The 12,903-nt window shown below is 37.5% G+C and carries 12 protein-coding genes and 1 pseudogene; all 13 read left to right on the top strand.

The genetic code is table 11. The features are described 5' to 3' along the window. The first annotated feature begins 17 nt into the window (after nt 1-17). Nucleotides 18-662: a fructose-6-phosphate aldolase gene (fsa, locus tag I0Q91_RS08995; RefSeq protein ID WP_270454162.1), complete on the top strand. Its 645-nt coding sequence runs from the start codon at nt 18-20 to the stop codon at nt 660-662. Then, nucleotides 662-1,552, top strand: coding sequence for a 16S rRNA (adenine(1518)-N(6)/adenine(1519)-N(6))-dimethyltransferase RsmA (gene rsmA, locus I0Q91_RS09000; RefSeq protein WP_270454163.1), 891 nt, complete (start codon nt 662-664; stop codon nt 1,550-1,552). Before fsa ends, rsmA begins: the two co-directional genes overlap by 1 nt. Before the next feature lie 15 nt (nt 1,553-1,567). Continuing rightward, nucleotides 1,568-2,047, top strand: coding sequence for a ribonuclease H-like YkuK family protein (locus tag I0Q91_RS09005; RefSeq protein ID WP_270454164.1), 480 nt, complete (start codon nt 1,568-1,570; stop codon nt 2,045-2,047). Between the two features lie 13 nt (nt 2,048-2,060). Next, nucleotides 2,061-3,701, top strand: a complete 1,641-nt coding sequence (locus I0Q91_RS09010; RefSeq protein WP_270454165.1) for a Na/Pi cotransporter family protein — start codon at nt 2,061-2,063, stop codon at nt 3,699-3,701. Nucleotides 3,702-3,753: 52 nt separating this feature from the next. Continuing rightward, entirely contained in the window at nt 3,754-4,443 is a 690-nt protein-coding gene (locus I0Q91_RS09015; RefSeq protein ID WP_270454166.1) for a response regulator transcription factor, read from the top strand. Beyond that, complete coding sequence (locus tag I0Q91_RS09020) at nt 4,427-6,217, top strand: ATP-binding protein (RefSeq protein WP_270454167.1); 1,791 nt, start codon at nt 4,427-4,429, stop codon at nt 6,215-6,217. Before I0Q91_RS09015 ends, I0Q91_RS09020 begins: the two co-directional genes overlap by 17 nt. Nucleotides 6,218-6,346: 129 nt before the next feature. Then, a complete protein-coding gene (locus tag I0Q91_RS09025) occupies nt 6,347-7,243 on the top strand; it encodes a PstS family phosphate ABC transporter substrate-binding protein (protein WP_270454168.1) in 897 nt (298 codons plus the stop codon). A 143-nt stretch (nt 7,244-7,386) separates the two neighbouring features. Further along, nucleotides 7,387-8,265 carry a phosphate ABC transporter permease subunit PstC gene (pstC, locus tag I0Q91_RS09030; RefSeq protein WP_270454169.1) on the top strand — a complete coding sequence of 293 codons (879 nt, stop codon included), beginning with the start codon at nt 7,387-7,389 and terminating at the stop codon, nt 8,263-8,265. Beyond that, nucleotides 8,266-9,117, top strand: coding sequence for a phosphate ABC transporter permease PstA (gene pstA / locus I0Q91_RS09035; protein ID WP_270454171.1), 852 nt, complete (start codon nt 8,266-8,268; stop codon nt 9,115-9,117). It begins immediately after the preceding gene. Nucleotides 9,118-9,138: 21 nt separating this feature from the next. Next, nucleotides 9,139-9,925 (top strand): annotated as a pseudogene (gene pstB / locus I0Q91_RS09040) (phosphate ABC transporter ATP-binding protein PstB). Nucleotides 9,926-9,935: 10 nt separating this feature from the next. Next, a complete protein-coding gene (gene phoU / locus I0Q91_RS09045) occupies nt 9,936-10,583 on the top strand; it encodes a phosphate signaling complex protein PhoU (RefSeq protein ID WP_270454172.1) in 648 nt (215 codons plus the stop codon). A gap of 81 nt (nt 10,584-10,664) precedes the next feature. Then, complete coding sequence (locus I0Q91_RS09050; RefSeq protein WP_270454173.1) at nt 10,665-11,567, top strand: cation diffusion facilitator family transporter; 903 nt, start codon at nt 10,665-10,667, stop codon at nt 11,565-11,567. After that, complete coding sequence (locus I0Q91_RS09055; RefSeq protein ID WP_270454174.1) at nt 11,560-12,798, top strand: glycosyltransferase family 4 protein; 1,239 nt, start codon at nt 11,560-11,562, stop codon at nt 12,796-12,798. Before I0Q91_RS09050 ends, I0Q91_RS09055 begins: the two co-directional genes overlap by 8 nt. The last annotated feature ends 105 nt before the right edge of the window (nt 12,799-12,903 follow it).

A 12,903-nucleotide genomic window follows, 5' to 3' on the forward strand; every position in this document is an offset into this window, starting at 1 on the left:
TATAGAGGTGTTAATTAATGAAGTTATTTATTGATACAGCAAATATTGAAGAAATTAAAGAGATTAATCAATGGGGTATTCTAGATGGTGTTACAACTAATCCCAGTTTGATTGCTAAAGAAGGTGGCGTTGAATTTGAGGATGTAATAGCAAGTATTACTGAGATAGTCTCAGGACCAATAAGTGCTGAAGTTATTGGGACAACAACTGAAGAAATGGTTGAAGAGGGAAAGAGACTGGCAGCTATTGCTGATAATATTGTCGTTAAGATACCTTTGATTCCTTCTGGGTTAAATGCAGTTAGCCAGTTGAGTGCTGAAGGGATTAAAACTAACGTGACCTTAGTATTTTCTGCCAATCAGGCTCTGCTGGCAGCTAAAGCAGGGGCAACCTATGTTAGTCCCTTTATTGGCAGGCTTGATGATATAGGGAGTGAAGGTGTTGATATACTTGAGGATATAGTTGATATTTTTTATACCTATGATTTAAATACTGAAGTTATCTCTGCCAGCATCAGACATCCCCAGCATGTTTTAGAATCGGCCAGAGTTGGTGCTGATATTGCAACTATTCCATACGATGTCTTTAAGAAAATGGTTGTTCACCCTAAAACTGATGAAGGGCTTGAGAAATTCTTAGCTGACTGGGAGCAGAGAGAATAATGGCAAGTAATGCTGAGTTTGATCCTGTTAGTCCGTCTGGCTTAAAAAGTATCTTAAAGAAACATGGATTATATGCAAAAAAATCCTTTGGCCAGAATTTTTTAGTTGATGGTAATATACTTGATATAATCATTGAAAATGCAGGCCTTGAAAAAGATGATAATGTTATTGAAGTTGGGCCAGGGTTAGGTGCTCTGACCCTGAGGATACTGGAAGAGATTCCTGATGGAGAGTTGCTGTCAATAGAAAAAGATAGGGAACTCTGCTCAATTTTGAGGCAGGAGTTGTCTGAATTTGATAATTTTTCACTGGTTGAAGCTGATATTCTTGAATATAAGCTGGAAGAAGAATTGGAAGATAAAGGGTTTAAGGACTTAGATTATAAGTTGATGGCAAATTTGCCTTATAATATAACAAGTCCTTTAATCAGATTATTCTTAGAAAGGGAGACCAGACCTGAGAAAATGGTTTTGATGGTTCAACGAGAAGTTGCTGAAAGAATAGTTGCTGAGCCTGGAGGCAAGGATTATGGCACCTTAAGTATTGCTGTTCAGTACTATGCCAGGGCAGAGATACAGCATTATATCTCTCCAGAAGTGTTTGTGCCCAGGCCAAGAGTTGAGTCTGCAATTATAACTTTAGATCTAACAGATCCACATCCAGAGAGAGCTGATAATGAAGATATATTTTTTAAAGTTGTCAGGGCTATGTTTCAGCAGAGGAGAAAAATAATTCGTAATTCACTTTCAAAAGCCGCTCAGGTTGATTTTCCAAGGGATAAGGTAGATGAAGCTCTCAAAAGAGCTGAGATTGATCCTAAAATTCGGGGCGAGAAATTATCTATTCAAAGAGTTATTAAGCTAAGCAATGAATTGACAAAATTACTCTAATAAGTCGGTGATTATATGGAGTTTATTAGTCCTACTGATGGCAGATTGACTTTAAAAGAGACTTATAATGCTGTTCTTAATTTTATTAAGGACCAGCCTCAACATGCCTATAAGCTAATTATAGGAACAGATTCTCAGCCGAATGATCCGAGATCATCATTTGTAACAGCAATAGTTGTATATAGAGTTGGCCATGGCGGTCGGTTTTTTTATCACAGAAGAAAAGTTAATACTAAAGGCGGTTTTAAGCAGAGAATATTTTATGAGGTTTCCTGTAGCCTTGAGGTTGCCAGTAAGATTACCAGGATGTTATCTGAAGAGACAGAATTAGATGAAAATATTGAGGTGGAGATACATGTTGATGTTGGCGAGAATGGACCGACCAGTACAATTATTAAAGAAGTGGTTGGCATGGTAGTTGGGAGCGGTTTTGAAGCTTTAATTAAACCAGAAGCCTATGCAGCCTCTTCAGTGGCAGATAAATATACTCGCTAAAGGAGAGATATTTTTGGATACTTCCATGTTGATAGGCCTTTTAGGAGGTCTTGGTTTATTCATATATGGTATGAAACAGATGAGTGAAGGCCTGCAGAAATTTTCAGGCAAGAGACTGCGCCATCTTCTGGCCTCACTCACTGATAGTCCAATAAAAGGAATTCTTGTTGGTACCGGGGTAACAGCTATAATTCAGAGCAGTAGTGCGACTACTGTTATGGTGATTGGTTTTGTCAATGCTGGCTTATTAACACTTGCCCAATCTATTGGTGTTATCATGGGGGCTAATATTGGTACTACCATAACTGCACAGCTGATTTCTTTTAGATTAGGAGATTATGCCTTTCATGCGATAGCTATTGGTGTAATTCTGTTTATGTTTGCTAAAGATAAGAAGATGAAATATATCGGGCAGTTTATCCTGGGTTTTGGAATTTTATTTCTTGGATTAAATACAATGAGCGACACAATGAGGCCTTTAAGGGATTCGGTGGCATTTGCTAATTTAATGGAACAGTTTGCTGTCTATCCTGTCTTAGGCGTATTAATTGGAATTCTTGTAACGATTGCAGTTCAGAGCAGTACAGCATCTTTTGGTATATTATTAGGTCTGGTTTCAGTTGGGGCAATAAATTATCAGGTTGCTATTCCGATTATTTTAGGTACTAATATTGGTACGACCGTTACTGCAGGGTTATCCAGCTTAGGGGCAAATCTTACCAGCAAGAGAACTGCAGCTGCGCATTTTATTTTTAATGTTCTAGGATCTCTGGTATTTTTATTATTTATTTATATAATCCCAGGATTTTTACCCTGGATAGAAAATATGATGTTGCAATTATTTAATATTTTTGGAACAGAAAGAAGTACTGAGCGGATGCTGGCAAATACCCATACTGTCTTTAATGTTATTAATACTGCTCTCTGGTTTCCATTTATCGGTTTTATTGAAAAACTACTATATAAAATTGTGCCAGGTGAAGATTTGACAATAAAAAGGGGATTATCCTTTGTTGATGAGAGGATGCTTTCTACACCAGGTCTTGCTTTAGAACAGGTAAAAAAAGAAGTTTTAAGAATGCATGATATAACAAAAGAGATGATAGATGAGTCGATGGAAGGTTTTAAAACAGGCAATACTGAACTTGCTGATAAGGTTGTAAGAAAAGAGGAGATAATTAATGAGATTGAAGAAGATCTTTTGCATTTCCTGACTTCTCTATCAAGAGAGGGCTTATCAGAAGAAGATATTCGTTACAGGGATTTTTACATAGCTTTAATTGATTCGATTGAGAGTATGGCTGATGATGCAGATGACCTGGCTGACTTAACTTATTATATTTCTGAAAATAAGATTAAATTCTCTGAAGAAGCTGATAAGACTATTGATGATATCATAGTTTTTGTAGATGATCTTCTGGAAAAAACTCAGCAGTTAATTGAAGAGGAAGATTATGATCTGATTCCAAAGTTATTAAATGGCGAAAAGAAAATGGATAGCCTGCAGTTAGAATACAGGGCAGACCATCTAGAGAGATTAAAAGAGGGGATCTGTGACCCAACTGCCGGGATTATTTATTTAGAGGCTGTTGAAGATATCGAGCATTTAACTGATTCCATGGCAGATATTGCCCATATATTTATGGAGCATTAAATCTTTGTCCTGCTTTTTTAAGCAGGGCTTTATTTTTTAGGAGGTGTTAAAAGTGGCAGAAAGAATTCTTGCTGTTGATGATGAAGAAAATATCAGGGAATTACTAAAGTATAATTTAGAAAAAGAAGATTATCAGGTTATTCTGGCAAGTAGGGGAGACCAGGTATTTGATATTCTTGATAAAGAGGATATCGATTTGATAATTCTTGACTTAATGCTGCCAGGAATAGATGGCTTATCATTATGCAAGGAAATTAAATCAGATGATAAATTTAATCGACTTCCAATTATCATGCTGACTGCCAGGACTGAAGAGATTGATCGGGTAGTTGGGCTTGAGATGGGGGCAGATGATTATGTCAGTAAACCCTTTAGCATGAGAGAATTAATAGCGAGGGTTAAAGCTGTTTTAAGAAGGACCAGGGAATTCCAGGGGACTGTTCAAGAGGCTGAAATAATATCAAGTGGAAAACTTTCAATCAACTTAACATCTCATCAGGCTATCTTTGATGATAAAGTAATTGAATTAACTCCAAAAGAATATGAATTAATTAAGTTATTATTACAAAATCCTGAAAGATTTTTTACCAGGGATAATCTCTTAAATAAGATATGGGGTTATGATTATTACGGTGATACCAGGACTGTGGATGTCCATATCCGCAGAATCAGAAAGAAAATTAGCCCGGAAATTATTAAAACTATCAGAGGGGTAGGTTATAAATTTGTGGCGCTGGAATAGATTAAGTTTAAGACAGCAATTATTAATAGTCTTCCTGGTACTCCAATTAGTAATTGTTACCTTTATCTTTCTTTATAATCAGCAGCATCAGAAGGATTTTTATATATCTGAATTAGAAGAAAGTTTATTAAAGGAAGCTAACCTATTAATTGATAGTGGACAGATTTTATTAGAAAGTGGCTTAGAGATTAATTTTGAAGATTTTGTTGAGGGTTTAAATATTAATGACAGCAGAAGAGTGACTATTATTGCTGAAGACGGTACTGTCTTATATGATTCAGATTTTAGTGCTGAAGAGATGGAGCCCCATGATACCAGGCCTGAGGTTATTGAGCTAATTGAAGGTGATGAAGAATATGGTAGGGCTATTAGATTTAGTGAAACAATCCAGGAATCTTTCTTATATATTGTTAGTCCTATAGAATTTGATGGGGGAAATTTTGGTTATTTGAGGGTTGCCCAGTCGCTAAACTCAATTGAAGAGACACTTGCTGAAAATAGAATTAATTATCTGATATTTTTTGGCCTTATATTACTTGTTAGTACAGGGGTTATATTCTGGATTTCTAAATCATTAACTAAATCTCTGGCAGACTTTAATTTAAAGACTCAAAAGATAAGCAGAGGTAATTTCAAAGAAAATATTAAAATAGAAGAGGGTAATAAAGAGATTGAAGAATTAAATAATAGTTTCACTAAAATGGCCCAGATATTAGAGACAAAGCTAAATGAACTAGATCAGGAAATAAATAAAAGAGAAGCTATTCTTAAAGGCATGATGGATGGTGTCATTGCAATTGATAAAAATAATAAAATAATTATGTTCAATCCTGTAGCTAAAAAGATGTTAAGGATTACTCAGGAAGATTTAATCGGGAAGAAAATTAATCATGTGATCAGGCAGTATCAGTTTATTGAGATGTTAGAGGATGATGAGAAAAATGGAGAATCTCAAGAAACATTTGAACTTAAAATTCAGCCTGGCGGTAGAATTTTAAGGATTCATTTAACAGATTTGCTGGATCAAAATGATAATAAGACCGGTACAATAATCACTTTAACTGATTTAACTGAACTGAGAAGGCTTGAAAAAGTCAGGCAGGAATTTGTTGCTAATGTCTCCCATGAATTGAGGACTCCACTGACATCTATAATTGGTTATCTGGAAACTTTAGTTGATGATTCAGATGAAATTTCAGATGAATTACAGGATAAATTTTTAAAGATAATTAAAAATGAAGCAGATAGACTTTATTTACTGGTTAATGATCTTTTACAGTTGTCTAAAATTGAAGGCGAAAGTTTAGATTTGAAAAAAGGAGATTTAATTGCTGTTTTAGATAATACTTTTCAAAGGTTACAGGATAAAGCTCTAGAAGCAAAAATTAAATTGGTTCCTGATTACCCGGAAGAGTTACCTGAAGTTAAGATGATTCCAGAACAGATAGAACAGGTGATTTATAATCTGGTCGATAATGCTATTAAATATACTCCAGAGGATGGAGAGGTTATTATTAGATCATCTTTGTCTGATAATGGAGAATATGTAACTGTTGAGGTTGAGGATACCGGGATTGGTATAAGTAGGAATGATCAAAAAAGGATCTTTGAACGGTTTTACAGGGTGGATAAGGCCAGGTCCAGGGAGAAAGGTGGAACTGGCATTGGACTTTCGATTGTAAAACATATAGTGCAGAATCATGGATCTAATATTGAGATAGAAAGTCAGCCCGGGAAAGGTTCATTATTTAGATTTAAACTGGAAATAGCATAAACTTACACTGCCTCCTGATTTATTCAGGAGGTTTTTTGTTTGTAACATAATCTTAACAATCTGTTTATTTGCTGTTAACATACGACTGGTATTCTTTATATAGACAAAATAAATAGGAGGTAATATTTGATGAAAAAAGTTTTGCTAGTAGCATTTTTAATGGTCTTTACATTGATGGCAGGTATGGGACAGGTTGAAGCTAATGATGGGTTTTTTGAAATTCGAGGATCAGATACTCAGGTTAATCTGACAGGTAATCTTGCTGAAGCATTTATGGATCTTAATCCAGAAACTGTAATATCAGTAACCGGTGGAGGTTCAGGAACTGGTATTGCTGGAATTATAAATAACCAGTTTGCTTTAGCTAACTCTTCTCGAGAAATCTCTGAAGCTGAGATGGAACAGGCCAGGGAAAGAGGGGTAGAACCAGTCAGAATCGTCATAGCACTTGATGCTTTATCAGTTGTTGTTCATGAGGATAACCCGGTAAGTGAATTAACTGTTGATCAGATTGGTGCTATTTTCAGAGGTGAAATAACCAACTGGTCTGAGGTCGGTGGCGAAGATAAAGAGATCAGCATGTATGGCCGTCAGAGTAACTCAGGGACCTATGTCTTCTTTAGAGAATATGTGGTTAAAGGCGATTACAGTGATGATAAGATGAGAATGAACGGTAATGCTCAAATTGTTGAAGGTGTTTTAAGTGACGATTCAGGTATCGGTTATGTCGGCGTTGGTTATACTGTTGATGAAGGCGAAGTTATTGATGGCTTAAAGATGGTCAATGTTGCCATAGATGAAAATTCTCCTTATGTTTCACCGATGGATCCGGCTAATGTTGCAGATGGCAGCTATCCAGTAGCCAGGCCTTTACACCATTATAGTAATGGTCAGCCTGAGGGTATGGTTAGAGAATATATTGAGTTTGTCTTAAGTGATGAAGGCCAGCAGGTTGCAGTAGACTCAGGTTTTTATCCGATAACTGATGAATATAGAGAGATCAATAGAGAGAATTTAGGCTGGTAAGTTTGAAACTAACAGGTTAATATAAATTGACTGGCAGAGGAGAGAAATCTCCTCTGTTAATCTTTTGTTAACATAAATTTAAAATAGATTTTACATAGATATGCTAAGCTAATACTGGAAGAATAAAGATTGGGGGTTTTTAAATGAGAAGAGAGAGAAAAGAAAGGGCTATTGAGTTATTTTTTATGTTAAATAGTCTTGTTGTAATTATTGTTTTGCTAGGGATATTTTATATTCTTATTAGTAATAGTATTCCGGCATTTAGAGAGATTGGTTTAAGAGAATTTTTTACATCTGCCCGGTGGAATCCGACATCCTACTCTCAGATTGAATATGGAATTTTAAGTCAGGTTGTCAGTACTCTGATGGTCACAATTGGCTCTATGATCCTGTCAGTTCCTTTAGGAGTGGCCACCGCTGCCTATATTTCTGAACTGGCAAGCCCTAAGACCAAACAGGTTTTAAAGCCGGTAATTGAGATCCTGGCAGGGATACCTTCTGTTGTTATTGGGTTTTTAGGGATTGTGCTTTTAGGACCGGCAATAGCCAGGGCATTTGGCCTGCCTAACGGTTTAAATGCTTTAAATGGTTCGATCTTACTTGCAATTATGTCTCTGCCGACAATAATTAGCTTATCTGAAGATGCTATCTCTGCTGTTCCCAGGGAATATAAGAATGCATCGCTGGCATTAGGGGCAAGCCGCTGGCAGACACTAATTAAAGTTACAGTTCCATCAGCATTATCAGGGATTACAGCTGCGATTATGCTTGGAATGGGTAGAGCTATTGGCGAGACGATGGCAGTATTAATGGCCACAGGTAATGCTCCGAGAATGCCGTCCAGTATATTTTCTTCAGTGCAGACAATGACAGCCACAATAGCTATTGAATTAGGGGAAGTGCCACATCATACGACCCATTATTATGCCCTTTTTGCTGTTGGTTTAGTCTTATTTATTATGACCTTTGCTGTTAATTTAGTTTCAGATATTATTCTCCATAAATATGAGGAGGTGGAGTAATTGCAAAATGATATAAAAGAGAAGATAGGATTCTGGGCCTTAAGATTATCGACTCTGCTAGTGCTAGGTATTTTATTTATAATCCTATTTGATATAGTGAGAAAAGGTATAGGTGCTATTAGCTGGGAATTTTTATCTACAGCTCCTAGAAAGGGTATGACTGAAGGAGGGATCTTTCCTGCTATTTATGGGACTTTTATGGTGACAGTGATTACAGCGGTTGTTTCAGTTCCTTTAGGGGCCCTTGGGGCTATTTATCTTAATGAATATGCTACAAAGGGTAGATTAACCAGATTAATCAGGATGGCGATTAGAAATCTGGCAGGAGTGCCATCAGTTGTATTTGGATTATTTGGTGTTGGAATCTTTGTTGTTTTCTTTGGCTTTGGTGCTTCAGTTTTAAGTGCCGGACTGACATTAGGGATGCTGACATTGCCAGTCACTATAACAGCCAGTGAAGAGGCCTTAAAGACAGTGCCTAATTCGTATCGAGATGGAGCTCTGGCTTTAGGGGCAACCAAATGGCAGACTATCCGGACCAATGTTTTACCTGTAGCTCTGCCAGGGATGTTGACTGGATCAATTTTAGGGCTGGCCCGGGCTGCCGGTGAGACAGCACCGATTTTATTTACAGGAGCAGCTTTCTTTTTACCTTATTTACCGGCTTCGCCATTTAGCCAGTTTATGGCTCTGCCCTATCATTTGTATATATTAGCGACCCAGCACCATGCTATTTCAAGGGTTAGACCTCTGGCCTATGGGACTGCCCTGGTTTTGATAAGCCTTGTACTGGTGCTAAATATGGGGGCTATTTTATTAAGAAATAAATTGAGAAAGAAATATAAAAAGTAGAGATGGAGGTATTGATTTAAGATGAGTAATCAATGTGAGATTGGTAAAGATCATGAATGCAAGATTGAGATAAATAATTTGAACTTTTATTACGATGATTTTCAGGCTTTGCATGATATAAATATGGAAATTGACTGTCAAAAGGTGACTGCTTTGATTGGGCCTTCAGGCTGTGGCAAGTCGACATTTTTGAGAACCCTTGACCGGATGAATGACCAGATAGAAGGGGCCAGGATTGAAGGAGAGGTTATTCTTGATGGTCAGGATATTTATTCAAAGGAGACTGATGTTGTTGAATTGAGGAAAAAAAGTTGGAATGGTCTTTCAACAGCCTAACCCCTTTCCTAAATCTATCTTTGACAATGCTGCCTATGGTCCCAGAATTCACGGGATGAAGGATAAGAAGGAACTTGCTAAAATTGTTGAGGATAGCCTGAGAAAAGCTGCCCTCTGGGATGAAGTTAAAGACAGACTGGACCAATCTGCTTTAAGTCTATCAGGAGGTCAGCAGCAGAGACTCTGTATTGCCAGGGCTCTGGCTGTAAAGCCACAGGTTATTTTAATGGATGAACCGGCTTCAGCCCTTGATCCCCAGGCGACTGCCAGGATTGAGGAGCTTCTTGGTGACTTAAAACAGGACTATACGATTGTAATTGTGACCCATAGTATGCAGCAGGCAGCCAGGGTTTCAGATAATACAGCTTTCTTTTTAATGGGGAAAGTTATTGAATTTGATCGGACTGATAAAATATTTGAGAACCCGGCAGATCAGCGGACTGAGGATTATATTACTGGAAGATTTGGTTAGGAGGCAAAAAATGAGGAAAAATTATCAGAAACAGCTTGATGAATTAAAGGATGAGATGTTGATTATGGCTGGCAAAGTTGAAGAGGCTATCTGGGAGAGTATTAATGCTTTACAGGAACAGGATTTAGATAGAGCAAAAACTGTAATTGCAAATGATGATGTTATTGATGAATTGGAGATGAAATTAGAGGAGATGAGTACCAGATTAATTGCCCTGCAGCAGCCAGTAGCAGGTGATTTGAGAACAATTATTGTAATTTCGAAACTGGCCACTGATCTAGAGCGGATTGGCGATCATGCTGTCAATATAGCTGAAAAGGTGCTGGAAATTGGCAATGAACCTTTAATAAAACCGTTGATTGATATTCCAAAAATGACTGAAATTGTGACAAGAAGGTTAAAGGAGAGTCTTGATGCTTTTATTAGATTTGATAGCTCTGCTGCCAGAGAAATTGCCAGGGAGGATGAAGAGGTTGATAAATGTGACGAAAGTATCTTAACTGAACTTCTAGAAATGATGGCTGAGGACTCTTCTATTGTTGAGCAGGCGACTTCATTGATCTTTATCAGTAGATTTCTTGAAAGAATCGGGGATCATTCCACTAATATCTGCGAAAGGGTTATATATATGGATACTGGAAAGCGGGAGACTTATTAGGCAACTTCTAGACATTTTAAGCGGCAATATGTTACTATAGAATTAGTTAATAATAATTAATTCTATAAAGGTGTGGATTTGATGTTTACTAAAACTAGAACTGATATTGGCCAGCGGGTCTTGAAGGTGACGCTGGCTGCTAATATTTTTCTGGCATTATTAAAGATTGTTGTTGGGTTTTTAGCCTCTAGTGCCGCTCTGGTGGCTGATGGTTTTCATTCGATTTCTGATATAGCATCTTCAGCCGGGGTCTTGATTGCAGTAGCCTTTGCCAGCAGGCCACCTGATGATAACCATCATTATGGCCATGGTCAGGCTGAGCCACTGGCAGCAGTGATGATTGGGATGATTTTATTTATAACAGCGGCATTATTGGCTTATAATATGGTTGGCAATCTAATAGCAGGAGAGGTTTCTATACCTGGAACTATGGCGCTATATGCTGCCTTTATTTCGATAGTGGTTAAAGAGTTGATGTATCGATATACGATAAAAGCCGGTGAGGAGACAGATAATCAGGCTTTAAAGGCAGATGCCTGGCATCATAGAAGTGATGCTTTTTCTTCAGTTGCTGCTTTAATAGGAATTGCTGCTGCCAGAATTGGTTTCTGGTTTTTAGACCCAGTAGCCGGTATTGTTGTTGCTGTCATGGTTTTTAAAGTTGGTTATGAAATCCTGGAAGAGGGTTTTATCACATTATTGGGTAAAGCCCCTGCTGGAAATAAGATTCTGGAAATTAAAGAGCAGATTATTGAAGTTGATGGAGTTGAAGATATACTGGATGTAAAAGGCCGGTATAATGGGCCAGTTTTATATTTGGATATAAAAATTGCGGTCTCTCCAACTTTAACTGTTGAAGAGGGCCATGAGATTGCAGCCAGGGTCAAATCTCGTTTGCTTGAAAGATATATTGAAGCTGAAGAGGTTTTGGTTCATGTTGATCCGGCTGGTAATAATGGAAAAGGGGTTGATAATGATGGCTAAGGAATTGGTTCAAACTCTTGGCCAGCGCCCTGCCATGACAGGTAGTGGCATTTATCTCCAGGCTCTTTATAATGCTGCTAAAAGTGCTGGTTACAAGCAGGCTGTTATTGGATCAGCTGTTGAAGATGGTATATATCAGGATCTGGTTGGGATTGCCAGGAAGGATTTTTATCCTGTAATATTTAATTCTACAAGGTTGCCATTTGCTCCCTTTGGTATGAGTGATAATATGCCTTATCCTAGCAGTCAGTATAAGGATATGAGTGATGATCAGAAAGAGAAATTTTTAGATGGTTATTTTTCCAGGCTGGAAGAGGTTTTAAAGCGGTTAAATAATCCTGTAATTCTAACTCATCACCTCTGGTTATTATCTGCTGAAATATCAAAAAAATTTAAGGATTTACAGGTTATGGCGATCTGTCATGGTACTGGTATTAGACAGTTAAGGCAGAACCCTGGCTTTAGCAAAAAGATAAAAGAGGATTTAAGTTATCTGGATCAGGTTTTTGCTCTAAACGATGAGCAGAAAAAGCTGATTATAGATCATTTTTCGATTCCAGCTGAAAGGATTAAGGTTACTGGTTTAGGCTATAATAGCCAGTATTTTTCTTTTCCGACTGAAGCAGAAATAAGAGATAAGAGAGAAAAAGAGGGAGTTGAACTGGTCTATGTCGGTAAGTTAAGCCATTCTAAAGGTGTTAACTCATTGATTAGAGCTATAGAGCAGGTCGATGCCAGTAATTTAAAAGTGACATTTATCGGCTCAGGCCAGGGGGCTGAAGCCCAGGAGATTAAGGATAGGGCCAATAATTTAAAAGATAAAGTTGAATTTACCGGTCAGATCAGTCAGGCTGAGGTTGCTGAAAGGATGAAAGTCGCTGACTTGCTCTGTTTACCTTCATTTTATGAGGGTTTTGCCCTGGTTATTCTGGAGGCTTTAGCTTCCGGGTTAAGGGTTGTTAGTAGCGATCTCCCTGGTGTTAAGGATAAGATTCCTGATTATATTAAAGAGGCAGGGACGATTACTTTTGTTGATCTGCCAGAGCTTAAAGATGTTGATAGGCCAGTGGAATCAGATCTGCCTGCATATGAGAAACGGCTGGCAGAGGCAATTAGAGATCAGCTCGGGAAAATTAATGAGCTTGATTTTTTAAGGGATATCAAATATCTAGAAGCTGTCAGGTCTTTAAATTGGAAGTCTGTTTTTGAGATGATAGAGCAGGAATTTTAAAGCCTGTCCGGGTCTATAATTATTTCTTATATCATCTATAAAATTTCTTGACTTATTATTTTGGATTAGGTATAATAACACCAGTTGTATTTAGAAATCAATGAC

The organism is Halonatronomonas betaini, from assembly GCF_015666175.1.
GTDB classification, from domain to species: Bacteria; Bacillota; Halanaerobiia; order Halanaerobiales; family Halarsenatibacteraceae; genus Halonatronomonas; species Halonatronomonas betaini.

Coding starts and splice junctions, on each gene's coding strand:
- fsa (WP_270454162.1), top strand. CDS start 18: ATGAAGTTATTTATTGATACAGCAAATATTGAAGAAATTAAAGAGATT.
- rsmA (WP_270454163.1), top strand. CDS start 662: ATGGCAAGTAATGCTGAGTTTGATCCTGTTAGTCCGTCTGGCTTAAAA.
- I0Q91_RS09005 (WP_270454164.1), top strand. CDS start 1,568: ATGGAGTTTATTAGTCCTACTGATGGCAGATTGACTTTAAAAGAGACT.
- I0Q91_RS09025 (WP_270454168.1), top strand. CDS start 6,347: ATGAAAAAAGTTTTGCTAGTAGCATTTTTAATGGTCTTTACATTGATG.
- pstC (WP_270454169.1), top strand. CDS start 7,387: ATGAGAAGAGAGAGAAAAGAAAGGGCTATTGAGTTATTTTTTATGTTA.
- phoU (WP_270454172.1), top strand. CDS start 9,936: ATGAGGAAAAATTATCAGAAACAGCTTGATGAATTAAAGGATGAGATG.
- I0Q91_RS09050 (WP_270454173.1), top strand. CDS start 10,665: ATGTTTACTAAAACTAGAACTGATATTGGCCAGCGGGTCTTGAAGGTG.
- I0Q91_RS09055 (WP_270454174.1), top strand. CDS start 11,560: ATGGCTAAGGAATTGGTTCAAACTCTTGGCCAGCGCCCTGCCATGACA.